The 23829-nt window shown below is 60.7% G+C and carries 24 protein-coding genes and 3 tRNA genes; 10 read left to right on the top strand and 17 right to left on the bottom strand.

Annotation, left to right across the window (positions count from 1 at the left end; translation table 11 throughout):
• Positions 1-257: 257 nt before the first annotated feature.
• The gene (locus AC1DCM_RS22590; RefSeq protein ID WP_477519785.1) at positions 258-1133 is read left to right on the top strand and encodes an Fpg/Nei family DNA glycosylase; all 876 of its coding nucleotides are present in this window, start codon (positions 258-260) and stop codon (positions 1131-1133) included.
• Positions 1134-1169: 36 nt separating this feature from the next.
• Here AC1DCM_RS22590 and AC1DCM_RS22585 read toward each other — a convergent pair whose 3' ends face one another.
• From AC1DCM_RS22585 to AC1DCM_RS22560, 6 genes are all read right to left on the bottom strand, one after another.
• On the bottom strand, positions 1170-1814 hold the full coding sequence (locus AC1DCM_RS22585; RefSeq protein ID WP_477519784.1) for a mycothiol-dependent nitroreductase Rv2466c family protein: 645 nt from the start codon (positions 1812-1814) through the stop codon (positions 1170-1172).
• Positions 1815-1894: 80 nt separating this feature from the next.
• Complete coding sequence (gene clpX / locus AC1DCM_RS22580; RefSeq protein ID WP_442006151.1) at positions 1895-3184, bottom strand: ATP-dependent Clp protease ATP-binding subunit ClpX; 1290 nt, start codon at positions 3182-3184, stop codon at positions 1895-1897.
• A 182-nt stretch (positions 3185-3366) separates the two neighbouring features.
• Entirely contained in the window at positions 3367-4026 is a 660-nt protein-coding gene (locus AC1DCM_RS22575; protein WP_216925476.1) for an ATP-dependent Clp protease proteolytic subunit, read from the bottom strand.
• A gap of 39 nt (positions 4027-4065) precedes the next feature.
• Complete coding sequence (locus AC1DCM_RS22570) at positions 4066-4689, bottom strand: ATP-dependent Clp protease proteolytic subunit (protein ID WP_275964122.1); 624 nt, start codon at positions 4687-4689, stop codon at positions 4066-4068.
• 254 nt (positions 4690-4943) lie between these two features.
• Positions 4944-6326: a trigger factor gene (gene tig / locus AC1DCM_RS22565; protein WP_442006153.1), complete on the bottom strand. Its 1383-nt coding sequence runs from the start codon at positions 6324-6326 to the stop codon at positions 4944-4946.
• Positions 6327-6396: 70 nt separating this feature from the next.
• Positions 6397-6471: transfer RNA gene (locus AC1DCM_RS22560), tRNA-Pro, on the bottom strand.
• A 150-nt stretch (positions 6472-6621) separates the two neighbouring features.
• Between AC1DCM_RS22560 and AC1DCM_RS22555 the strand changes: the two genes are divergently transcribed.
• A tRNA-Gly gene (locus AC1DCM_RS22555) sits at positions 6622-6695 on the top strand.
• A 51-nt stretch (positions 6696-6746) separates the two neighbouring features.
• On the opposite strand, the gene AC1DCM_RS22550 is transcribed toward AC1DCM_RS22555, so the two are convergent.
• The 3 genes from AC1DCM_RS22550 to AC1DCM_RS22540 all read right to left on the bottom strand — a co-directional run bounded on the left by AC1DCM_RS22550 (position 6747) and on the right by AC1DCM_RS22540 (position 9218).
• Positions 6747-7652: an Fpg/Nei family DNA glycosylase gene (locus tag AC1DCM_RS22550; protein WP_477519783.1), complete on the bottom strand. Its 906-nt coding sequence runs from the start codon at positions 7650-7652 to the stop codon at positions 6747-6749.
• A complete protein-coding gene (locus tag AC1DCM_RS22545) occupies positions 7652-8134 on the bottom strand; it encodes a ribose-5-phosphate isomerase (protein ID WP_477519782.1) in 483 nt (160 codons plus the stop codon). Before AC1DCM_RS22545 ends, AC1DCM_RS22550 begins: the two co-directional genes overlap by 1 nt.
• A gap of 73 nt (positions 8135-8207) precedes the next feature.
• A complete protein-coding gene (locus AC1DCM_RS22540; protein ID WP_442018398.1) occupies positions 8208-9218 on the bottom strand; it encodes a hypothetical protein in 1011 nt (336 codons plus the stop codon).
• Between the two features lie 132 nt (positions 9219-9350).
• On the opposite strand from AC1DCM_RS22540, the gene pepN reads away from it, so the two are divergent.
• Both pepN and AC1DCM_RS22530 read left to right on the top strand, forming a co-directional pair.
• Entirely contained in the window at positions 9351-11930 is a 2580-nt protein-coding gene (gene pepN, locus AC1DCM_RS22535; RefSeq protein WP_477519781.1) for an aminopeptidase N, read from the top strand.
• Positions 11931-11985: 55 nt separating this feature from the next.
• Positions 11986-12465: an OsmC family protein gene (locus tag AC1DCM_RS22530; RefSeq protein ID WP_477519780.1), complete on the top strand. Its 480-nt coding sequence runs from the start codon at positions 11986-11988 to the stop codon at positions 12463-12465.
• 16 nt (positions 12466-12481) lie between these two features.
• On the opposite strand, the gene AC1DCM_RS22525 is transcribed toward AC1DCM_RS22530, so the two are convergent.
• Complete coding sequence (locus AC1DCM_RS22525; protein ID WP_477519779.1) at positions 12482-13513, bottom strand: NAD-dependent epimerase/dehydratase family protein; 1032 nt, start codon at positions 13511-13513, stop codon at positions 12482-12484.
• An 87-nt stretch (positions 13514-13600) separates the two neighbouring features.
• Here AC1DCM_RS22525 and AC1DCM_RS22520 point away from each other — a divergent pair, with 87 nt between their 5' ends.
• Positions 13601-14263, top strand: a complete 663-nt coding sequence (locus AC1DCM_RS22520) for a mechanosensitive ion channel family protein (RefSeq protein ID WP_309929868.1) — start codon at positions 13601-13603, stop codon at positions 14261-14263.
• Between the two features lie 34 nt (positions 14264-14297).
• The gene (locus AC1DCM_RS22515; protein WP_223949302.1) at positions 14298-14711 is read left to right on the top strand and encodes a globin; all 414 of its coding nucleotides are present in this window, start codon (positions 14298-14300) and stop codon (positions 14709-14711) included.
• Positions 14712-14755: 44 nt separating this feature from the next.
• Here the strand turns inward: AC1DCM_RS22515 and AC1DCM_RS22510 are convergent, their stop codons facing one another.
• Positions 14756-15427, bottom strand: coding sequence for a DUF8185 domain-containing protein (locus tag AC1DCM_RS22510; RefSeq protein ID WP_442006159.1), 672 nt, complete (start codon positions 15425-15427; stop codon positions 14756-14758).
• A gap of 63 nt (positions 15428-15490) precedes the next feature.
• On the opposite strand from AC1DCM_RS22510, the gene AC1DCM_RS22505 reads away from it, so the two are divergent.
• Complete coding sequence (locus AC1DCM_RS22505; RefSeq protein ID WP_477519778.1) at positions 15491-16396, top strand: acyl-CoA thioesterase; 906 nt, start codon at positions 15491-15493, stop codon at positions 16394-16396.
• A gap of 94 nt (positions 16397-16490) precedes the next feature.
• On the opposite strand, the gene ettA is transcribed toward AC1DCM_RS22505, so the two are convergent.
• Both ettA and AC1DCM_RS22495 read right to left on the bottom strand, forming a co-directional pair.
• Entirely contained in the window at positions 16491-18173 is a 1683-nt protein-coding gene (gene ettA / locus AC1DCM_RS22500; protein WP_224164549.1) for an energy-dependent translational throttle protein EttA, read from the bottom strand.
• Between the two features lie 83 nt (positions 18174-18256).
• A complete protein-coding gene (locus tag AC1DCM_RS22495) occupies positions 18257-18700 on the bottom strand; it encodes a DUF6993 domain-containing protein (protein ID WP_442018393.1) in 444 nt (147 codons plus the stop codon).
• A gap of 148 nt (positions 18701-18848) precedes the next feature.
• Between AC1DCM_RS22495 and AC1DCM_RS22490 the strand changes: the two genes are divergently transcribed.
• A complete protein-coding gene (locus AC1DCM_RS22490; protein WP_442018392.1) occupies positions 18849-19295 on the top strand; it encodes an SRPBCC family protein in 447 nt (148 codons plus the stop codon).
• A 71-nt stretch (positions 19296-19366) separates the two neighbouring features.
• Here the strand turns inward: AC1DCM_RS22490 and AC1DCM_RS22485 are convergent.
• Positions 19367-19439: transfer RNA gene (locus AC1DCM_RS22485), tRNA-Arg, on the bottom strand.
• Positions 19440-19659: 220 nt separating this feature from the next.
• On the opposite strand from AC1DCM_RS22485, the gene AC1DCM_RS22480 reads away from it, so the two are divergent.
• The gene (locus AC1DCM_RS22480) at positions 19660-20217 is read left to right on the top strand and encodes a single-stranded DNA-binding protein (protein ID WP_442006163.1); all 558 of its coding nucleotides are present in this window, start codon (positions 19660-19662) and stop codon (positions 20215-20217) included.
• A gap of 134 nt (positions 20218-20351) precedes the next feature.
• Here AC1DCM_RS22480 and AC1DCM_RS22475 read toward each other — a convergent pair whose 3' ends face one another.
• Both AC1DCM_RS22475 and map read right to left on the bottom strand, forming a co-directional pair.
• Positions 20352-20546, bottom strand: coding sequence for a hypothetical protein (locus tag AC1DCM_RS22475; protein WP_477519777.1), 195 nt, complete (start codon positions 20544-20546; stop codon positions 20352-20354).
• 8 nt (positions 20547-20554) lie between these two features.
• Positions 20555-21322: a type I methionyl aminopeptidase gene (gene map, locus AC1DCM_RS22470; RefSeq protein ID WP_477519776.1), complete on the bottom strand. Its 768-nt coding sequence runs from the start codon at positions 21320-21322 to the stop codon at positions 20555-20557.
• Positions 21323-21524: 202 nt separating this feature from the next.
• On the opposite strand from map, the gene AC1DCM_RS22465 reads away from it, so the two are divergent.
• Entirely contained in the window at positions 21525-22211 is a 687-nt protein-coding gene (locus AC1DCM_RS22465) for a DNA alkylation repair protein (protein ID WP_477519775.1), read from the top strand.
• A 39-nt stretch (positions 22212-22250) separates the two neighbouring features.
• On the opposite strand, the gene mptB is transcribed toward AC1DCM_RS22465, so the two are convergent.
• Entirely contained in the window at positions 22251-23807 is a 1557-nt protein-coding gene (gene mptB, locus AC1DCM_RS22460; protein WP_477519774.1) for a polyprenol phosphomannose-dependent alpha 1,6 mannosyltransferase MptB, read from the bottom strand.
• Positions 23808-23829 lie beyond the last annotated feature (22 nt).

Below are 23829 nucleotides of genomic sequence, written 5' to 3'. Positions count from 1 at the left end.
GCGGAATCCTCGGAATTTCAGGTCTTACTACCTCGTCACTGGTAGCTTGCTTCCAACTTTGCCAAAGGCTGCGTTGGTTGCATATCACTGAATCTTTGGTTTCCGTGTCCCTCTTCTTTCGAAGTGGGTAAGAACCATTGTGGTCCCGCCCGGGTCCATGCACAAGGGGCCCGGCAGAACTACAATCCTGTAGTTCTGCCGGGCCCTTTCGCCTAGCTTTTCCTGCAGCCGGGGCAAAGCTATGGCAGAGTATGGTCATGCCGGAACTTCCCGAAGTGCACGGCCTGTGCACGTATCTGGACACCCAGCTCCACGGAGCTGTACTGAACAGCGTCCGCATTAACTCCATCGCCGCACTGAAGACCGCTGATCCGCCATACAACGCACTTGAGGGCCGCACCATCCAGGGCACGCAGCGCTTCGGCAAGTTCATTTGCCTCGATGCTGACGGCCTGTTTTTCGTTTTCCACCTGGCAAAGGCTGGCTGGGTCCGTTATACGGAGCATCCCTCATCAGCAGGGTTGCGCATGGGCAAGAGCAATATCGCGGCCAGGCTACTGCTGCACCGGGAGTCCGACGATGCCCATATCGGCCTTGACCTGACAGAAGCCGGCACCAAGAAAAGCCTCGCCATCTACGTGGTCCGGGATCCCTCGGATGTTCCTGGAATCGCAACCCTGGGCCCTGAGCCGCTCAGCCCCGACTTCGACGAAGAAGCCTTGGCAGCAATCCTGAGGTCAAGCTCCCAACAGATCAAGGGGCTTCTCCGCAGCCAAAGTGTTATCGCAGGGATCGGCAACGCCTACAGCGACGAGATTCTGCACGCTGCCAAAATCTCGCCCTTTGCCATCGCCAAGACACTCGAGGGCGAAACGGTGCAGCGGCTCTACGATGCCATGCAGGAAGTTCTGGTGGGTGCCGTCAACGCGGCAGCCGGAAAGCCTTCCAGCGAGCTGAAGGACACCAAGCGAAGCAATTTCAGGGTGCATGCCCGGACCGGGCTGCCGTGCCCTGTTTGCGGAGATACAGTGCGTGAGGTGTCCTTCGCCGACACCTCACTTCAGTACTGTGCCACCTGCCAAACCCATGGAAAGATCCTCGCGGACCGGCGCACATCACGCTTCCTGAAGTAGGGCACTGAACCCCAGCCTGTTGAATCCCGGGCTCGCCTAGTTGAACTCAGGGCTTTCGGTGCGGCTGCGCTTGAGTTCGAAGAAGTGCGGGTACCCGGCTAGGGTTACCGTGGCATCCCAAAGCTGTCCCGCCTCTTCGCCCCTCGGAATCCGGGTGAGTACCGGGCCGAAGAAGGCCGTGCCATTTACGGCGACCACGGGTGTTCCGACATCCTGGCCCACCAAGGAGATGCCGGCCTCGTGACTGGCTCGCAGCTTGGCGTCGTACTCCTCCGAGTCCGCGAAGCGTGCCAGCTCAGCAGGAAGGCCTACCTCTGCCAGCGCTTTCTGGATCACGGAACTGCGGTCCTTGTTGCCTTCATGGTGGATCTGCTCCCCCATGGCGTCGTACAACGGCTTAATATAGCTGCTGCCATGGAGCTCCTGGGCAGCAATGATCACGCGAACAGGACCCCAGCTGTCGTCCATCATTGCCCTGTAATTCCCGGGAAGGTCACGGCCCTCATTCAGGACGGACAAGCTCATGACATGCCATTCGGTCTCAATACCACGCACTTGCTCCACCTCGCCGATCCAGCGCGATGTGATCCATGCGAAGGGACAAACGGGATCGAACCAGAAATCGGCTTTGTTGACGGGCTGCTCAGGCAAATTCTGTTCGGACAGATTCTGTTCGGGCACAGGAAACTCCTTGAAAGAGTGAAAACGGGCGTAGGGCAAGGCGGATTCAGTGAACCGCCGCCTACTAGGCCAACGGGTGGCTAGGCCGACTTATTCCGGCGCTTCGCTACGACGTCGTGTCCAATCATGGTCGGTTGTGCCTTGTTTTCCACGACATCAGCGGTTATGACCACAGTTGCGATGTCATCCCTGCTCGGGAGATCAAACATGACGGGCAGCAACACTTCTTCCATAATGGCCCTCAAGCCGCGGGCGCCGGTGCCGCGCTCAAGAGCTTGGTCTGCGATGGCATCCAACGCGTCGTCGTCGAACTGCAGCTCCACACCATCCAACTGGAACATCTTCTGGTATTGCTTCACCAAGGCGTTCTTGGGAGTGGAAAGGATCTGAATCAACGCAGGACGGTCGAGATTCGAGACGGTGGTGATCACCGGCAGGCGGCCGATGAACTCCGGAATGAGTCCGAACTTCAGCAGGTCCTCGGGCATGACTTCACCGTAGGTGTCCACGTTGTCCCGGACCTCATTCAGCGGCGCCCCGAAGCCGATGCCCTTGCGCCCGGACCGGGAACCGATGATGTCCTCGAGACCGGCAAATGCGCCCGCCACGATGAAGAGCACGTTGGTGGTATCGATCTGGATGAATTCCTGGTGCGGATGCTTACGTCCACCCTGGGGCGGCACGGAGGCGACCGTGCCTTCGAGGATCTTCAGCAGGGCCTGCTGGACTCCTTCGCCGGAGACATCCCGGGTAATCGAGGGGTTCTCGCTCTTGCGTGAAATTTTGTCGATCTCGTCAATGTAGATAATGCCTTGTTCGGCTTTCTTGACGTCGTAATCGGCGGCCTGGATGAGCTTGAGCAGGATGTTCTCAACATCCTCGCCGACGTAGCCTGCCTCCGTGAGCGCCGTGGCATCGGCTACAGCGAAGGGCACGTTCAGCCTCCGTGCGAGCGTTTGCGCCAAGTACGTCTTGCCACAACCTGTTGGGCCAATCAACAGGATGTTGGATTTGGCGATCTCCACATCCTCGTGATGAGGGCCCTCACCAAGACTGCCGGCCTTGGGAGCATGGCCGGCCTGGATGCGCTTGTAGTGGTTGTACACGGCAACCGCCAGCGACCGCTTGGCAGGTTCCTGACCGATGACGTATTCCTGCAGGAAATCGAAGATCTCACGGGGCTTGGGGAGTTCGAAGCTGCCAAGGTCCGAAACTTCCGCAAGTTCTTCTTCGATGATCTCGTTGCAAAGCTCGATGCACTCATCGCAGATGTAGACACCGGGCCCGGCAATCAGCTTCCGTACCTGCTTCTGGCTCTTTCCGCAGAAAGAACACTTCAGCAGATCCGTGCTCTCGCCAATCCGAGCCATGTGGGAATCCCTTCGTTACAAGCGGGTGATGCGGCACCGGGCCGTACTTAAGTGTGCGGCCTGGCCGGGGTTGGCACCACCGTGACACCATCCACTCTAGGTCACAATGGGCTGCTTGGGTGGAAACAGAACGCCGGTGCGGTTCATATTTCGCGAACCGCACCGGCGTCGATTTCCGTGTGCTACCGGGCGATTGCCTGGGGCTTGATCTTGCGGGAGTCCAGTACCTGGTCGATCAGGCCATAGCTCATGGCCTCGGCCGCGGTGAGGATCTTATCGCGCTCGATATCGTTGTTGACCTGCTCGGACGTGCGGCCCGAGTGGTGTGCCAAAGTGTCCTCAAGCCATGTACGCATGCGCATGACTTCAGCAGCCTGGATCTCGAGGTCGGATGCCTGGCCACCTTGGCCACCGGACAACGCCGGCTGGTGGATCAGCACGCGTGCGTTTGGCAATGCCAGCCGCTTGCCGGGAGTTCCCGCTGCAAGCAGGACAGCAGCCGCGCTGGCTGCCTGCCCCAGGCACACCGTCTGGATCTCCGGACGAATGTACTGCATCGTGTCGTAGATCGCCGTCATGGCCGTAAACGATCCACCTGGCGAATTGATGTACAAGGTGATGTCGCGGTCCGGATCCGTCGATTCAAGGACCAGCAGCTGGGCCATGATGTCATCGGCAGAGGCGTCGTCAACCTGGACGCCGAGGAAGATGATGCGGTCCTCGAACAGCTTGGTGTATGGGTCCTGGCGCTTGAAGCCGTACGGTGTGCGCTCTTCGAACTGGGGCAGGACGTAGCGGCTGGTTGGGAGATTACCGGCAGACCATCCGAAGTTGTAGTTCATGTCATTACTCCTGGGGGTTTCAGTGGTTCTTGGTGCCGGTTAGTTTTCGGAGCCTGGCTCGGAGTTCGACTGGTTGGCCGTTCCACCGCCACCAGCTACCGAGCCTGCGTGAGCCGAGATCTTATCGAAGAAGCCGTACTCCAAAGCCTCTGTGGCCGTGAACCATTTGTCGCGGTCATTGTCCTTGAGGATGGTCTCCACAGTCTGACCTGTCTGTTCAGCGGTGAGTTCCGCCATGACCTTCTTCATGTGGAGGATCAGTTCGGCCTGGATCTTGATATCCGAGGCAGTGCCACCGATTCCACCGGAAGGCTGGTGCATGAGGATACGGGCGTTGGGGGTGGCGTAGCGCTTCCCCTTGGTCCCGGAGGAGAGCAGGAACTGCCCCATGGAAGCAGCCAGGCCGGTGGCAACAGTGACAACATCGTTGGGGATGAACTGCATGGTGTCGTAGATGGCCATGCCGGCCGTCACGGAGCCACCGGGTGAGTTGATGTAAAGGTAGATGTCCTTCTCGGGGTCTTCAGCCGAGAGGAGGAGCAGCTGGGAGCAGATGGCGTTGGCGTTCTCGTCACGGACTTCAGAGCCAAGCCAGATGATGCGCTCTTTCAGCAGGCGGTTGTAGATGTAGTTGTCCTGGGCTGCGGGATCGACAGTTGCCATCCGGGGAGCCTCTGATTGCTGTGACATAAGTACTTACCTCTCGCTGGTGCCAGTGACCTCACTGAACTTCACTACTTGGACACTAACCGTTTTCACTGAGGATTTGTTCGCCGGAATCGCGCTGTTCGCTGACGGCGCACGATTGAAGCAGGCCCGCGGATCCGGCGCCCTGATTGTTTGAGGGCTTGTCCGTTCAGGGCTTAAAACAAACCGACCCCGGATCACTGATCCGGGGTCGGTAGATGCGTTATTGACTAGAACTTCACGGCTGCGGGGTCATCGCTGGCGACGACATCCGCTTCCTCGCCGCTTTCGACAGGTGCAGCCTCATCGGCAGCAACTTCGCCGGCAGGGCGGACGAAATCGCTCAGGTCAACCTTGTTGCCTTCAGAGTCGACGACCTCGGCCTGGCCCAGCACAACGGCCAGTGCCTTGCGGCGGCGTACCTCGGAAACCATCATGGGGACCTGGCCGCTCTGATCGATGATCTGGGCGAACTGGTTCGGATCCATGCCGTACTGGCTTGCGGTGCTGACGATGTAGTCGATCAGCTCGTTCTGGCTGACGTCAACTTCTTCCTTGTCCGCAATGGCGTCAAGGATGACCTCGTTCTGGAAGGCGCGCTCAGTGTTTGCCTTGACCTCAGCGCGGTGCTCCTCGGTGTCGTGGTCACCTTCGCCGTGGGCGTTCTCCGGGTTGAAGTGAGCTTCGATCTGCTCTTCGACAACCGAAGCCGGAACCGGGACCTCGACGAGCTCTACAAGCTTGTCCAGAACCTTGTCGCGGGCCTCAACACCCTGTCCGACGACCTTGGAATCTGCAGCCTGCTTGGCGAGGTCCTCGCGGAGCTCATCAAGGGTGTCGAATTCCGAGGCCAGCTGTGCAAAGTCGTCGTTGGCTTCAGGAAGCTCGCGCTCCTTGACGGCCTTGACAACAACCTTGACCTGGGCTGCCTCGCCGGCGTGGTCGCCGCCAACGAGTGTGGTGTCGAAGATTGCTTCTTCGTCTGCGGACAGGCCGGTCACGGCCTCGTCCAGGCCCTCAAGCATGGTGCCGGCACCAACCTGGTAGGACAAGCCGGAAGCTGAGTCGATTTCTTCGCCATCGATCGTTGCGGTGATGTCGATCGTGAGGAAGTCCTCGTTCTGGGCGGGACGCTCCACGGACTTCAGCGTGCCGAAGCGGCCACGCAGTTCGTCCAGTGCCTTGTCGACGTCTTCAGACGAGGACTCAGCCGCAGCAACCTCAACCTTGATGCCTGCGTAGTCCGGCAGTTCGATCTCGGGGCGAACGTCAATTTCCACCTGGAACTTAAGCTCGCCATCGGTTGCGGACGGGTCCGGAACCTCAGTGATCTCAACTTCGGGACGGCTCAGGGGGCGAACACCCGTTTCCTGGACAGCGGCCTGGTACCAGCCGTTGAGGCCATCGTTGATGGCGGTTTCCAGGACATAGCCACGACCAACACGCTGGTCAATCAGCTTGGACGGAACCTTGCCCTTGCGGAATCCGGGGACCTGGATCTGCGAAGCAACAGTCTTGTAAGCGGCATCGATGCTCGGCTTCAGTTCCTCAAAGGGAACCTCAACGTTGAGCTTGACCCGCGTGGGGGTGAGGTTCTCGACAGCGCTCTTCACAGTCTAAGTACTCCTGATTTTGTGGGTATGGGGTTCTGCCGCATCCCTGAGGCGGACACGAAACACAGAGTCGGGGTGACAGGATTTGAACCTGCGACTTCCTGCTCCCAAAGCAGGCGCTCTAGCCAAGCTGAGCTACACCCCGAATGCACAGGACAGTCTACGGGCAAGCAGGCCCTGAATGCACATTTGACACCGACGCCGGAATTAGGTTTAGTTGTACCCGGCTTGAACAGCCACCGGGAAGATGTCCTGAGCGAGTGATCCATACAGGGATCGCACAGGAGATCCATCCGGGGACGTAGCTTAATGGTAAAGCCTCAGTCTTCCAAACTGATTACGCGGGTTCGATTCCCGTCGTCCCCTCCAGTAAAAAGCCCCAATCCTCGGATTGGGGCTTTTTCGTTGTTGCAGCCGAGGCTACACCTGGCAGCCAGGGCACCAGTACAGTTTGCGGGCGCCGATTTCGGCCATGCCTACCAGCGTTCCGCAAGCGCGGCAGGGCTGCCCTTCGCGCTTATAGACAAAGTGGGCATCGGCGTCGGGCGCTGAGGCGCCGTTACCGGTCCATAGCGCTGGCGGCGTGGTGACAATCCGGCCGTCGCGTACGCCGTCGGACATTGCAAGGACGGCGTCATCCCACAACTTGCCCGCCGTCTCGGCATCAATCGTGTTTCCGGGAGTCCATGGATCCACAGCCTGACGAAAGAGGACCTCGGCACGATAAATATTGCCGACCCCTGCCAGCACCGATTGATCCATCAACAGCAAAGCCACGGCCGTCTTGCGGCGTCGCAACCGGCGGACGAACTCGTCCCGGTCCCCCGGGCGGTTACGCAGCGGATCAGGACCCAGCCGGCCCAGTACGCCTTCGGCTTCATGGGACGTAACAGCGGCGCAAGTGGTGGCGCCACGAAGATCGGCCCAGCCGTTGTCCGACACCAGGCGGGCGCGGACTGCACCCACCGGGGCGGGAGGCCCGGTGTACTCCACGTCAGCACCGGGCTCCACCTCAGCACCGGATGAGGCAGTCTCGCGCTCCCCGATCCGGCGAGGCGCGCCAATGCTGGACGCCCCCGTGAAGGAGCTATCGCCGCCAAAGCTCCAAGCGCCATAAAGACCAAGGTGAACGTGGAGGAGAAGATCGTGATCGAACCTGAGGAACAGCTGCTTTCCGTGGGCAACAGCTTCAACCATCACATGACCGCTCAGAAGCTCGGCACCTGCCGTGAATCGCCCCTGTGGACTGGAAACATCCAAACGCCGGCCGCCAAAAACATCGTGGAATTGGCGGGCCAGCCTATGGATGGAGTGCCCCTCAGGCACTACTCGACGATCTCGCCGGTGGTCTCGTAAGCCGCAATCTTGCCGATACGGCGGATGTGGCGTTCATCATTGCTGAAAGGTTCCTGCAGGAAGGCCTCAATGAGTTCGGTTGCTTCTTCCACCGTATGCTGGCGGCCGCCAACGGCCACTACGTTGGCGTCGTTGTGCTCGCGGGCGAGCTTGGCGGTAGAGAGGTTCCAGGCCAGCGCGGCACGCACACCCTTGACCTTGTTGGCGGCAATTTGTTCACCGTTTCCTGAACCACCCAGAACGATGCCCAGCGCGTGCACGCCTGCTTGCTGGTCAGCCACCACTGCAACTCCTGCATTGATGCAGAAGGACGGGTAGTCATCCAGTGCGTCATATTCCTTGGGTCCGTGGTCCACAACATCGTAGCCCTTGGCCGTGAGGTGGCTGACCAGGTGGGCGCTGAGTTCCATGCCGGCGTGATCGGTGGCGATGTGGACGCGGGGTGTAGTCACGGGAAGTCCATTCTTTCTGGCGCGCCGGTACGGCACCTGGCCGGGCGCGGCGGTGTGGGATGCGCTACCTAGGTTACCGCGCCCCGGGTTGCTGGGGTTGCCCGCCGTGGTGGGCCCTCTCGGCAGCCCGGTTCAGGATACCGGCGAGTTCGTCCGCGGTTGCCGTAGTCCCTGCACTGAGCGCAACCCTTCCTCCATTAAGTTTCCTTACGACGACGGCCGGTCCGCTGCTGACCAGCATCGCTGTTGCGTCGTCATGATGCCGCCAACCCCATCCACCAAAGTCTGCGGCTTTCACGTCAGCTGGAGCTGCTGCCGCGATGTCGACGGCGGGAACGGTCAGGACCCGCACTATGCCGCCTGCGAAGACCTGCAGCCCTCCCCTGTCAGCCCGGACGCGGGCGAAGAGGAAGCCTGCACCAACCATCGCCACTGCGGCCACCAAGGCTCCCAGCCATGGGACGGCTATCGCGATCAGCGCGGCTGGAAACAACGTGGACACGATGATCATGATGAAAACTGAACTGCGGGCATGGACCCACATGCGCAGCGTATCCCTTGCGAGGTCCGGGTCCGTGACGTGCAAACGTGCGGCCTCAAGGGCTTCGTCATCCTCCCGCGTCCACCGGGGATCCGGTTTGAAGGCGAACATGAGGACGACTCCCAAGGACACGGCCGCACCACTGCCCATGGCGAGGACGATCGGATCAACGTGGGAAGCGCGCGCGTCCTCCAGTCCCGATTGTCCTACCAGCCCGGCAGCCAGCACTGTTGTCACGAAGAGGCTCACCATGAGGCCAAGGCCCATCATGACCCTGCGCATGACCACCGGTCGTGATAGCGGTACGGCCTGCAGGAAGGCGACCCAACCGAAAAAGGTGATCATGGCCGCGCCGCCGGCTACATAGGCGCCGAAGGGAGCAAAGGCGCTGCCGCCGTCGGCGTTCCACATGACTGCTACGGGATCAGGAAGATCGTTTCGCACCATCTGTGCGCATACGACGAAACCTGTGGCCAGCAGCAACGGAAAGGCGAGTGCAAACCTGAGTGCGCGGATATCAAGAGACTCCCTGAACGTTCCCATGGTTCAAAGCTACTCCGTGGCGGCGACACTGTGGTGGCACCTCCTTGCCATCGGCGCGTGGAGTGAAAGAATGGCTTCACACCATCGACCGGACCTGCCCCGGCCGGTCACCCCAACCTCTGGAGGCACCACTTGCCAGGCCTTAACCTGACGCGCGAAGAAGCTGCTCAGCGCGCTGAAATGCTCAACGTCGAGTCCTACAACGTCACCCTGGATCTGACCAAGGGTGCCGAGGTCTTCGGATCCACCACCATGGTGAAGTTTTCGGCCAAGGCTGGAACCGCGACCTTTATCGACGCCGTCACCGAGAGCGTTCACAGCGTTACCCTTAACGGCACCGAACTGGATCCCGCCGAGGTATCTGATGGCATCCGCATCCAACTTCCAAACCTCGCTGCCGAGAATGAACTCATAGTCGTCGCCGATGCGCGGTACATGAACACGGGCGAGGGCCTCCACCGCTTCGTGGATCCGGTAGATGGGGAGGTCTATCTCTACACCCAGTTCGAGGTTCCGGATTCCCGGCGGATGTTCGCTGTCTTCGAGCAGCCGGACCTGAAGGCCAGCTTCACGTTCCACATCACCGCTCCCTCCCACTGGGACGTCGTCTCCAACTCCCCCACGCCGGTACCGGTTGAAACTGATGGAGACGAGGACGGTGGAGGCAGGTCCGTGTGGGAATTCGCTCCCACGCCGCGTCTGTCCTCGTATGTCACCGCCCTGATAGCCGGACCGTACCAGTCCATTCGTTCCGAGGTGACAAGTTCGGATGGCAGGGTCATTCCGCTCGGCGTCTTCGCGCGCAAATCCCTGATGCAGTACCTGGACGCGGACAACATCTTCGAACTGACCCGCCAGGGCTTCGAATTCTTCGAGGCACAGTTCGGCTGCCCGTACCCGTTTGAAAAGTACGATCAGCTGTTCGTCCCGGAGTTCAATGCCGGCGCGATGGAAAACGCAGGTGCCGTGACAATCCTGGAGGGATACATCTTCCGCGGCAAGGTCGCCGGTGCACAGATCGAGCGCCGTGCCATCACGGTCCTGCACGAGCTCGCGCACATGTGGTTCGGGGACCTTGTGACCATGCGCTGGTGGAACGACCTCTGGCTCAACGAGTCGTTCGCCGAGTACATGTCACACCTGGCCGCGGTGGAAAACACTGCCTTCGACCGGGCGTGGACCACCTTCGCCTCGGTGGAGAAGTCCTGGGCCTACCGTCAGGACCAGCTGCCCACCACGCACCCGATCTTCGCGGAAATCAACAACCTTGAAGATGTGGAAGTTAACTTCGACGGCATCACCTATGCCAAGGGCGCCTCTGTCTTGCGGCAATTGGTTGCCTGGGTTGGACCCGAGCAGTTCATGTCCGGGGTGCGCGCGTATTTTGCCAAGCACGCCTGGAAGAACACTGAACTTGCTGATCTCATGGTGGAACTTGAAGCCGCAAGCGGCCGTGACCTGGACGTTTGGGGCAAGCTCTGGCTTGAAACCGCCGGCGTGAACACCCTCGCTCCCGAGGTGGACGTGGACGCCGACGGCACCATCACCGCGTTCAGCATCCTGCAGTCCGCGATCGATGAACAACCAACCCTCCGCCCTCACCGCCTTGCGGTGGGCTTCTATAACCTTTCCGAACAGGGCAAGCTGGAGCGGACGCATCGCGAGGAGCTGGACGTCGAGGGCCCTCGGACCGAAGTCCCCACCCTGGCTGGCCTCGCACGCCCGGACCTCATCCTGCTCAACGACGACGATCTCGCCTACGCCAAGGTACGCCTGGATGCTCACTCGCTGGCCACAGCGAAAGCGCATCTCAAGGATTTTGCCGCCAGCCTGCCCCGCACGCTGGTCTGGGGTTCGGCGTGGGATGCGGCACGGGACGGAGAAACTCCCGCGCGCGGCTACGTCGACCTGATCCTGGCAAACATCGCAGAGGAAACAGACTCCTCGGTGATCCTCGTCCAATTGCGGCAGCTTGCCACGACGCTGACCTACTACGTGGCAGCCGAGCACAAGCAGAACGCAACGATTGCGTCCGCCGACAAGTTGTGGGACCTCGCCTCCGAAGTGGAAGCCGGCTCGGATGCGCAGCTGCAGTTCGTGAAGTCCTATGCTCAACTTTCACGGAGCGGGGATCAGCTGGATCGCATCCAAGCGCTGCTGGACGGGACCGACACGCTTGAGGGCCTCACCGTCGACCAGGACATGCGGTGGGAGCTGCTAACCGCTTTGGTGGCCGGCGGCAGGCAGGGCCAGGAGCGCATCGACCAGGAACTCGCCCGCGACAACACCTCCACCGGCCAAAATGCCGCGGCACAGGCCAAGGCCGCTATTCCCACAGCCGGGGCCAAGGCTGCGGCGTGGGATTCCATCGTGGTCAAGGGCGAACTCTCCAACGCCCTGCAAGCCTCAGCGGTGGCCGGCTTCATGCGGGTGCCTGACACCAGCCTGCTGGAGCCGTACGCGGAAAAGTACTTTGAAGCGGTCCCCGGGATTGTCAAAGAACGCACGCACGCCTTGGCCCAGCAGATCGTCGTGGGCCTCTACCCGGCGCAACTCACAACCCAGGCCACGGTGGACCGCACGGACGAGTTCCTCGCGAACCTGCCCGAAGAAAGTGCAGCGCTGCGCCGCATGATGCTGGAAAACCGGGACGCAGTGGCGCGGGCGCTCCGTGCCCGGGCAGCGGACGTGGACGTGGACGCAGACGCCTAAGCAAGTCCGTTGGGGCCTGTGCTGGCGCTGTTTGGCTGATGGCTAAACTGTCCGCATGGGCCTCAACGAACACCACTATGCATTGACCGTCCGCTGGACTGGAAACCTGGGCGTCGGTACAGAAAGCTACCGAGGGTACTCGCGGGATCATGATGTCGATATCCCGGGCCTTCCGATCTTGAAGGGTTCCTCGGACCCGACCTTCCACGGCGACCGCGCACGCTACAACCCAGAGCAACTCCTGCTTGCTGCCCTGGCGCAATGCCACATGCTCTCGTTCCTCCACGTGGCGGTAAGACATGGAGTTGTGGTTACTGGTTACGAGGACAACGCCGAGGGCGTCATGAAGCTAAATCGTGATGGCAGCGGTCAGTTCGAGAGCGTGACCCTGAAGCCTCACGTCACCATCGCGGATCCGGCTCATTCGGCATTGATGGCGCAACTTCACCACGAAGCCAACCAGGTCTGTTTCATAGCCCGCAGCGTCAACTTCCCCGTTCTGCATGAACCAATCACGACGTCGGCAGCGGCCTGAGGCTGTTGAACCCGCCTTAGGTCCTTTGTTCCCGCAGGAGTCCTACCAGCCTGCGTTCGGTTCCGCGGCTTAAGCCTGCCTTGCGCTCCCTTTCCAAGCCCAGGCTGCGCTCGTAGTCCAAGGCGTCCCGGAGAGTCTCCTGCCATGGGCGCAACGTCATACCGAGCGCCTTGGCGGCTTGATTGCTTCGCGATTGGAAGCCGTCGTGGTCCGCTGGCAACCACAAGGGAAGTGAGTCCGGCCCGGCCCAGTACTCAACGCCCTGCTCCACCAGCCAGTCTTCGTCGGCCTGGACTGTTTCGCTCAACGGTGGCCACTCCTCCCTGTCCGGCTGCCTCTCCTGGCCCAGGGCCACGCGGCAGGATTCCGAAATGTACTTGCGGAACGGAACTACATCTCCCGACGCGTTGTAAGCGCCCGTCAGGCCCTTCTCTGCCCCTTGAATGATCCACCTGGCGAGGTCCCGGACGTCGATAACCTGGGTGGCGTCATCCGGAATGTTCGGCACCAGAACCGGCTCAGTATTGGCAGCAAAGCGCCCAGGCCAATAGCCGTAACGGTCAGAGCCGTCCTCTGGCCCTCCGATCAGACCTGCCCGCACAATGTGGGCTTTGTGCCCCACCAGGTCCAGCGTCATGCGCTCGATCGCAGATTTTGATTCCCCATAGGTTTCCGGGGTTCCGGCTTGTCCTTCGGGCAGGGGTTCAAGGAGCCCCGCCGTCTCGTCAGCCCCGGGAACCGAATGATCGGCATACACAGAGCAACTGGACACGAAGGTCCAATGGCGCGCACTCGGTCCCAAGACCTCAAGGGCATCCCGCGCCTGAACCGGATCCCTGGAAACATCAACCACCGCGTCCCAGCTGCTGTTCACGTCCTCATAGGCTGCACTACCCAAGGCGCGATCGCCACGAACCCAGGTCACGCCGTCGGGCGGGTTCGCCTGGGTGCCACGGGCAAGACACGTGACCTCGTGCCCCAAGGCAAGCGCCTGCTTTGCGATTTCAGCTGACAGGAAGGCAGTACCGCCAAGGACCAGGATGCGCATACCGTCACGCTACGGCGATAGGGTTGGACGTGGACAGAGTGTTCCGCGCCCGGCGAACACGGGCCGACCACAAGGAGTTATTCCACCTTGACCTCCATCCCCCTGGCGGAAACCATCACCATCGAACCGGAGAAAATCGACTTCGTTTCGATCCTCATCACCTTGGGCGTGGGCCTGCTGGTGTGGATCGTGGCGCGATTCATCATCCTGCGCATCACGCGGCGAGTGTCCGCGGGCAGTTCCTTCTTCAAGAAGCCCCACTTCAAATGGGTACAACCCGCAATCCGCGCGCTGGACCACGAACGCCGATCACAGCGCGCCGAAACCATCGGCACTTTGCTGACAAGCCTCGTGAGCGTCGTCGTTGTGGTGATCGTGATCATTTACGTCCTCAAGTTCATGAACGTGGACGTCGCGCCCCTGCTGACAAGCGTGGGAATACTGGGTGTCGCTATCGGTTTCGGTGCACAGCAGCTGATCCGTGACTTCCTCGCCGGTATCTTCATCACCATCGAAGACCAGTACGGAATAGGCGATGTGATCGTCACCAGCGAAGTGATTGGTACCGTTGAATCAGTGGGCCTGCGCATTACGCGGGTCCGCGCTGAAGACGGAGCCATCTGGTATCTGCGAAACGGTGAAATCCTGCGCGTGGGCAACCGCTCGCAGGGAGACTACGTTCCGTTGGAGTCGCCGGAAACCGACGACAATGATGCTGCCAAGAAGGCTGAGGAGAAGGCCAGTGAGTGACACGAACCCCCAGGCTGGTCCACGACGCCAGCTGATGCAGAACGATCCCTTCAGCCAACCTGCCTACACCGACAGCTTTTATGCAGCTGTGGGCGGGCACGATACTTTCGTGAAGCTGATTGACGTCTTCTACGACGGCGTGGCGCAGGATCCGCTCCTGCGGCCCATGTACCCCGAAGAAGACCTGGAACCGGCCAAACGGCGCTTCCTCATGTTCCTTGAACAGTATTGGGGCGGTCCAACTACCTACAGTGAGGAGCGCGGCCATCCGCGCCTGCGGATGCGCCACATGCCCTTCCGCGTCACTCCCGAAGCGAAGGACCGCTGGCTCTTCCACATGCGGACAGCAGTGGACTCGCTGGGGTTGTCGCCCCTTCACGAGGGAACCCTTTGGGACTACATGGAACGCGCTGCACTGACCATGGTGAACAGCCCCTCGGCCGTCTGAACCTGGTCGTCTGCTCCTGGTCGTCTGCTTCTGGTCGTCTGAGGCTAGAAGCCCAGGCCCAAGCCTGCGCCCGTGCGGACCAGTACATGGCCACGAGGACCACTTAAGCGGAACCACCGTCCATTGCGGAACAACTGCTGTTCGCCCGCTCCCAGGAATCCCAAGGCGAATGCAGCGAAGGCCGCACCGGCAGGCAGGTCACTGAGGCCGGGTAGCTCCCGTCCCCACACGGCGGCCCGGGCGGTATTCACAACGGCAGCTCCGGCGGCAGTGGGCACCACGCCAGCCACCTCGGCAATGCCGGCCTCCGCTGCTGACTTCAGGTCGGCGTCGAGCACCTTCCCCAGGACTTCCCAACCGCTCCTCGGCGCGCCGACGCCAGCCCAGGACTCCGAAACCGTCGACGGCGGAATGGGCAACTCGACGTCGTCGGCACCTGAGCGGGCAAGACGGTCCATGACGGAGGCGAGCGTCACCGTGACATCGGCCTGCGCGGGTTCTGCAAGTGCCATAGTCCGTAACCCAAGGATTGTGGGAGTCGATTCGCCCAGGATGCGTGGCCTGAGCACACACACGTACGCGGCCAATACCTGGCCTGCGGCCTGCAGGCGGATGGCACCGTCATCGATGCTCTTGGCACGCGTGACGTACGTCCGCAGGTCAACAAGGTCGCTGGGATCGGCAAAGCGGAAGGACTGGGTCAAGAGGTCTGTCACAGCATCGACTCTACCGGCATGTCCGCGGTTGAGAGGGGTCCGGGGGCCGTCTAGAGTCGAACCATGACTGACACGAACGCTGGCCTCAAGGTTGAGGCACCCGCCGAAGATCCGACGGAAGTCCTGATTGGCCTGTTGGACCTGGGTGACTTCGACGGAGCCCGGACCAATGAGGACATCTTCCTTGGACCTTCCCAAAAACAGCCCCGGCATCGTGTCTTCGGCGGCCAGGTTCTAGCCCAATCCATGATGGCTGGCATGCGAACCGTGGAACCTGACCGGGTGGCGCACTCCATGCACGGCTATTTCCTGCGTCCCGGTGACGCCAATAAGCCCATCACCTTCGGTGTGGAACGGTTGCGTGACGGTCGGTCCTTCTCGGCGCGGCGCGTTCATGCATATCAGGACGGTGTCCCCATCCTTTCCATGATTGCCTCGTTCCAGGTTCAAGATGAAGGCCTGGACCATCAAGCGACAATGCCCGAAGGCATTCCGGACCCCGAATCCTTGCCCAGCACGGCTGAGTTGCTGGCTCAATTCGACCACCCGTTGGCACGGCATATGTCCTCGGAGCGGCCGTTCGACGTCCGCCACATCGACCCCGCACTTTACGTGTCACCGCCCAACGAGCACGTGGCCACCAATGCCGTCTGGATGAAAACCATGGGCCCCTTGCCCGACGATCCCAAGCTGCACTTGGCCGCGTTGGCATACGCCAGCGACTACACCTTGTTGGAGCCCATTCTCCGCAAACACGGCCTCGCCTGGATGACACCGGGTATGAGCGTCGCAAGTCTCGATCACGCCATGTGGTGGCACCGGCCCGTCCGGGTGGACGAGTGGATGCTGTACGTCCAGGAGTCCCCCAGCGCCCAAGGGGCACGTGGTTTGGCTACCGGCCGGATATTCAACCGCGAAGGCGTGCACGTCGCGACCGTGGCACAGGAGGGGATGGTCAGGATTCCGTAGGCAGTTGGTGCGCTGGAAGGTTAAAGCGCAGGTGTTAAAGCAAAGAGGCCGGCCCCTGGTGGGACCGGCCTCTTTTTGTGTCTGTGGCTACCCGTTAGTCGCGGGTCAGACGGCGGTGCGTCACGCGGTGCGGCTTTGCCGCATCAGCGCCGAGGCGCTCCACCTTGTTCTCCTCATAGGAGTCGAAGTTACCTTCGAACCAGTACCACTTGGAGGGGTTCTCGTCGTCACCTTCATAGGCGAGGATGTGGGTTGCTACCCTGTCCAGGAACCAACGGTCGTGGGAGACCACCACGGCGCAGCCAGGGAACTCGAGCAGGGCATTTTCCAAGCTGCTCAGGGTTTCGACGTCGAGGTCGTTAGTGGGCTCGTCAAGGAGCAGGAGGTTGCCACCCTGCTTAAGGGTCAAGGCAAGGTTGAGGCGGTTGCGCTCACCACCGGAGAGGACACCAGCCTTCTTCTGCTGGTCCGGTCCCTTGAAGCCAAACGCTGAAACGTAGGCACGTGAAGGCATTTCGACCTGCCCGACCTGAATGTAGTCATGGCCTTCGGAAACAACTTCCCAGAGAGACTTATTGGGATCGATGCCGCCACGGGACTGGTCCACGTAGGAGATCTTCACGGACTCGCCGATCTTGAGCTCACCATCGTCCAGGGGCTCCATGCCAACGATGGTCTTGAACAAGGTGGACTTGCCCACACCGTTCGGGCCGATGACGCCGACAATGCCGTTCCGGGGCAGTGAGAAGGAGAGGTCCTCGATCAGGACACGATCGTCGAAGCCCTTCTTCAGGTTCTTCGCCTCGATAACCACGGAACCCAGGCGCGGGCCCGGCGGAATCTGGATCTCTTCGAAGTCGAGCTTGCGGGTGCGCTCGGCCTCTGCAGCCATTTCTTCATAGCGGGCAAGACGGGCCTTTGACTTGGTCTGACGGCCCTTGGCGTTGGAGCGCACCCATTCAAGTTCTTCGGTAAGGCGCTTGGACAGCTTTGCGTCCTTCTTACCTTGGACCTCAAGGCGGGCCTTCTTCTTCTCCAGGTAGGTGGAGTAGTTACCTTCGTACGGGTAAAGGTGGCCGCGGTCCACTTCTGCGATCCACTCAGCCACGTGATCCAGGAAGTACCGGTCGTGAGTCACGGCAAGGACGGCACCGGGGTACTGGGAGAGGTGCTGCTCAAGCCACAGAACGCTCTCGGCGTCCAAGTGGTTTGTGGGCTCGTCAAGGAGCAGAAGGTCCGGCTTCTGGAGCAGAAGCTTGCACAGCGCTACGCGGCGGCGCTCACCACCGGAGAGGACGGTGACATCGGAATCAGCCGGCGGGCATCGCAATGCGTCCATGGCCTGCTCGAGCTGGGAATCGATATCCCAGGCATCGGCAGCGTCAATGGCTTCCTGCAGCTTGCCCATCTCATCCAGGAGAGTGTCGTAATCCGCATCCGGGTTGGCCATCTCTTCGGAGATCTCGTTGAAACGCTGGATCTTGCCGTAGATCTCGCCAACGCCTTCCTGGACGTTGCCAAGGACAGTCTTTTCCTCATTCAGCGGCGGTTCCTGCAAGAGGATGCCCACGGTATACCCGGGGCTCAGGCGGGCCTCGCCGTTTGAAGGAGTGTCCAGCCCGGCCATGATCTTCAGGATGGTGGACTTGCCAGCACCGTTCGGGCCCACGACGCCAATCTTCGCGCCAGGGTAGAACGACATGCTGACATCGTCCAAAATAAGTTTGTCGCCAACGGCCTTGCGAGCCTTGGTCATCGTGTAAATGAATTCCGCCATGCCCTTAAATCTAGTGGGTAGGCGGACAGATCTCACATTCGGTGCGATTGGGCCCCTGCCAGCAGCTCCTTGGGGCGGTGCTCCTAGCGAACGCTGCCCACGAAGCATTTCCCCGTGGCAAGTACCGGCAGAACGCTCATCACGACGCCTCCATCCCGGATCTGGCCCATGACGCAACTATCGCCTGCCAGCGCCGCAGCTTCCAACGCATCGACATCAAGACCAGTGGGCGTCCGGCTGACGGACACTTCTACATTGGCTTTGGGAATGCCAGCCGATACCAAAGCTGCTCGAACGGATTCCGTATCCGGCTTGGGGTTGGCAGCCACGATTTTCTTAAGTGCCGCCTCCACAGCCGTGCTCGTGGTCACGACTGCGGGGTCCATAGTCGTTCCGCCGCCGGGCTGTTGGGACGCGGGGCTTGAAGAAGGGGTGCCTGCCGTGGGTGTTTTGGGGGATGCGGCACATGCAGGCAGCGCCAGCGCAGCAACAATGACCAGAGCCGTCCCGACAGCCTTACCGTTCAACTGAAAATTTCTTGCACGACTCGGCTGCTCCACCCTGGTTCCCCTGCTCATCACATAGCCATTCTGCCATTCCCACGGGCTGCAGGCGGGCGTAGCGTGGGCCAAGTGCTGGCTCGCCGGGACGGGTGGGCCGCAGGAAGGAGAAATCATGGAAGGAAAAGTTCCCAATGCCGAGGCCTCGATCACGGTGGCCGCCCGGCGCGAGCAGGTATGGAAGGCCCTGACGGATCCTGGCCTCATCAAGCAATACTTCCTCGGGACCAATGTCGAAACGTCGTGGAAGGTCGGCGACCCAATCACGTACTCCGGCGAGTACAACGGCAAAGCATACGAGGACAAGGGCGTCATCCTGGCCTTCGAACCCCTACAGCTCTTGAAGACCACTCACTACAGTCCTGCGTCAGGACTTCCCGATTCCCCCGGGAACTATCACACGGTCGAATACCGACTCGACGATGCGGATGAAGGAACATCAGTCACGATTGCGCAGGGCAACAACAAGAGCGAAGAAGAAGTGGAGCATTCCGCAGCGACATGGCGCACGGTTCTTCAGAACCTCAAGGAATTTCTTGAGTCACAGCCCCAAATTTCTTGAGTCGCAGGCCAGGAGCCAGGCAGTGAAAGAATAAATCCCCCGGAACCCTGCAGGTTCCGGGGGATTTCCTGTGCCCCAGGAGGGAATCGAACCCCCGACCGGCGGATTAGAAGGCCGCTGCTCTATCCCCTGAGCTACTGGGGCGCACTGGCGCCAATACCAGCCTAAGCCGCTGGCGCCACAAAGAGTTTACAGTGCATTCGACCTCCAGCCTGTCAGCCCACGCCTATGGGTACTTCTCCTCCACAACAGGCCTTCGTTCGGTAGTTATTCACATAGGCACATACCGTACTCCCCTGCGCGGGTTGTGTGGATGAAGCTAAGAGGGCCGGACGGGCACTTTCCTACATCCAGAAGGACCACCATGAATGACACCATTACTCTTCGAGGCTTCGTAGCCTCGGAGGTCAAGAGTTCTACCACTACGCGGGGTACGTCCACTGCTTCATTTCGTCTTGGGACAACTGAACGCCGCTACGACCGGGCCAGCAATACATGGGTGGACGGCAATACCAACTGGTACACCGTGCAGTCGTTTCGCTACTTGGCCGGCCATGTCGGCTGCAGCGTGAAGAAGGGTCAACGCGTCATCGTCGTCGGAAAGCTACGCCTGCGGCAGTGGGAACACGAGGGCAGGATCTACCATGTGGCAGAAGTCGACGCGGAATCAGTCGGGCACGATCTCATGTGGGGCTCTGCGAACTTCACCCGGATGAACGGGACGTCGGCTCCAGCTGACTCGAACCCGTCCGGCGAGGCAGCCGGGAAGCTTGGAGATCCGGGGATTGAGTGGGAGTCCGGCGACAACGAACAAGCGCCCCCGGAGGAGGAGACAGAAACAGTCGACGTCGATGACCCGGACGGTACCGGTCCGCTGGTGGTAAACACCACCACAGGTGAGTTGGTGGGTGCCGGGGCTTGAACTTCCGCGTCGGGGACCGCGATGAAACTCGTGGGACCAGCCCCGCGGGTGGAGATTATTCTGGGTCCATGGCATACGACGCAGCAGCTCCCCGGCTGGAGACCGCTCCTGCATCCTGGGAGGCCTTGGAGGAGTTATTCGGGGTCAAGGGCGAGCCATCCCGGTGCTGGTGCCGCTGGTTCGCCCTCCCCGGCAAGGAGTTCAGATCCATGGCACCCAGCGAACTCAAGGAGCTCCTGCGGACACGCTTTGACGAGGACCCAGAGCCAGGCGTACTGGGATTCCGGGGCGGTCAGGCGGTCGGCTCGTGCGCTGTGGAACCGCGCCATCGAGGCAGCTACGGCAAGGTCAGGATCATGGGCCCATCGGCGGTGATCGCCACGGTGTGTTCGCTATGCGCGGCCCTGTTTCCGCTGGAGGAGCGCAGAGTCCACTCATCGTCATCGTGGTAATAGTCGTCCTTACCTCCAAGGATGAGCATTGGTTCGATGGCAATGACCAGCCCTTCTTGAAGTTTGATGCCCCTGCCCGGCCTGCCGATGTTGGGAACGGGCGGTTCGGCGTGCATTGTCCGGCCGATACCGTGGCCACCGTGATCGGCCAACAAACCATATCCAGCACGTTTGGCCTCACCGCCGATTGCATAGGCGAGGTCGCCCATCTTGTTGCCCACCCGGGCAGCTTCGATACCCCGGGCGAGTGCAGCGTCTGTGGCATCGATCAGTGCCTGGTCCGCTGGATCTGCCGTCCCCACGATGAAGCTGATGGCAGCATCTCCACACCAGCCTTCAAGGAAGGCGCCGCAATCCACACTTAGGAGGTCCCCGTCCTGGAGGACGTAGCCATCTGGTATTCCATGCACCACAGCGTCATTCACGCTGGCACAGATCACCCCGGGAAACGGGAGCGCTGCCCACCGCGGATGGTAATCCAGGAAGGCCGGTTTGGCCCCAGCGCCTGAAATGACGTCCGCAGCAACCTCATCCAGTTCCTTGAGGGAAACGCCGACATCGGCATGCTCCCTGACTGCTGCCAAGGCGTTGGCCACCACCCTGCCGGCCTCACGCATCATCGAGATCTGGTCCGGTGTCTTAAGCATGGACATGGGATTCCTCCGGTTTTGCTGGGCGGGAGCATTTGCTGTTCAGGGTCATTCGCTGTTCAGGGACATTCGCTGTTCTGGATCATCGTGGGATCCGCTGGCCATTGGACCCACTCTACGTGGGGCAGGTGGCTGCATGGCGTGGAGAATAAGGAGGAGTTCCCGACTGGATACTTCCCACGACGGCCGGTCATAGAGTTGGGGCATGGAGAACAAGGACTTACTTGAGGCCATCCGGTCAACACTTCGCTCCGCGGGGGACGCTGAGCGAGCCCGGGGAGCCCAGGCATATATGAAGTCGGACATGCCGTCCTGGGGTATCCGGGTGCCTGAAGTTCGCAGGATCGTCAAGGTGGCAGCGAAGCAGTTTCCCATCTCTTCACCCGCCAGCCTTCGCGAGGCCGTTCATGATTTATGGCGGAATGCCCAGGCGCGCGAAGAACGATATGCAGCCATTGAATTGACGGGCCTGCCGTTGGTCAAGGAAGACCTTGGCATGCTGCCGGTCTATGAGGAAATAATTCGCACCGGCGCGTGGTGGGACCTCGTCGACGGGGTGGCCCACCGCCTCTGCGGCCTCCTGCTTGCCCACAGGTCCACCATGACGCCGCTATTGCTCCAATGGTCCACTGACCAGGACATGTGGATCCGAAGGGCGTCCATTACTGCGCAATTGGCAGCCAAGGGCCTAACGGACCCGGGACTGCTGGCGGCTGTCATCAAACCCAACCTTGCCGACAAGGAGTTCTTCATCCGCAAGGCCATCGGATGGGCCTTGCGTGAGTACAGCAAGACAAACCCGGAGTGGGTCAGGGCGTTTGCGGCAGAGAATGCTCCAGCACTGAGCCCTCTCTCCACACGTGAGGCGGTACGGCTTCTGTCGTCGCATTAAGCATTGGAACAGGAGCCCTCAAGACGCTCGCCCGATTCCTCAGATGATCGGGCGCAGGCCCGGCTCGTCGCGCTTGCGGAAAAGGCTCTTTGTCTTCGGATCAACGAAGATCAAATAAACGGCAAACAGGAGCGCAATGATGGCTGCCGCGTTCCGCGCCAAGGTCAGGGCAAGGCCGAGATCCTCGCTTTGAAGATAGGGAAACACATCCAGTTGGTCTGAGATGGCGTAGACCATGAAGAACGACACCACGAAGTAGACCGCCTTTACCTGCCAGTCATTGCGTATACCTGTTACCGCAAACAACGGAATCAGCCACACCACGTACCAGGACTGGATCATCGGGGCCAACAAGACGATCGCCGCAAAGGCAAGGGTGAGCCGGCGCATGAGGCGATCGTGTTCTCCCCGGAAGACCTGCCAGGCAATGGCTCCCACCATCAGCACTTTGCCGGCGTCGTAAACCCACTTGGCCATGCCCCAGCCGTCAAGTCCAAAGACGTTGAAGATCGACGCGACAACCAGGCCTATCAAGCCGATGGGTGCGTACCAGATCCAGACGCTCCCGGGGGCAGACAGACCCTTCACCCATCCAAACCCAAACCCGTTGACCAGGCTCATGGCGTACAGGAGGCCGAAGGTCAGGGCGGCTGTCAGGAACCAGAAAAGGATCTTGCGCGGCCATGACGCACCCTTGCCCGCCCAGAGCAAGCCAATAAAGGGCAGGAAGACCACCGTAATTGGCTTGACCGAAATGGAGAGTGTCACCAGCACCAAGCCCAGGACCACCCGGCGGGTGGCGCAGTAGTACAGGCCTGCCAAGGCCAGACCAATCATGAGTGCGTCATTATGGACACTGGCAATGAAATTGGTGAGAAAGAGGGGGTTGGCGGCTGTCAACCATAGTGCGCGGTGCGGATTGACGCCGTGGAGTTCTGCCAGCTTGGGTACGTAGATGATGCAAAGTATGACGCCCGCAACTGCCACCAGCCTGAACAGCATGATGCAGGCCTCAGGCTGGACGTTGGTCACCCAAACAACGAATTGTTCGATCCAAAGGAACAACTGACCATAGGGAACAGGCGCTTCCGTCCACATCTTGTCGGCACCCAATTGGAAGTAGTTCGGTAGGGCGGAAATCCCATTCTCATAGGGATTCATTCCCTCAACCATGAGTCTGCCCTGCCCGATGTAGGCGTAGACATCCCTGCTGAACAGCGGGACAGTGAACATCATGGGCAACCCCCAGGCCACCACAGCCTGCAAGGTGGCCTTGCGGGCTTGGAGTCCCCATACCCGGACCCGCTGTCCCAGCCGCAGCCAAGCCCGGACAAGCAGCATGCCACCAACAGCCAACAGGACAATGGACAGCCCGACGCCCACACCTTCGGTACGCATCCAGATGAAAAGCGGAAGCCGCCGAAGTTCAGAAACCGGCGCGAGCCAGCCAACGCCCAGCGAGCCAAAGACAAGGAACATCGAACCTATGAAACCGGCGATCAGCGGGGACCTGGCGTTATCCACTTCGCTGGCAGCAGCATCCGCAGGCGGCGCTTCTTTCCCTGCCTTCTGGGCGGCGGGTACAGGCACCGTCATGTGGTCTTCATCCAATCGTTTG

Source organism: Paenarthrobacter sp. 10N417 (assembly GCF_056394745.1).
The sequence above is the reverse complement of the archived record's forward strand: the minus strand, read 5'-3'. Positions and strand labels throughout refer to the sequence as shown.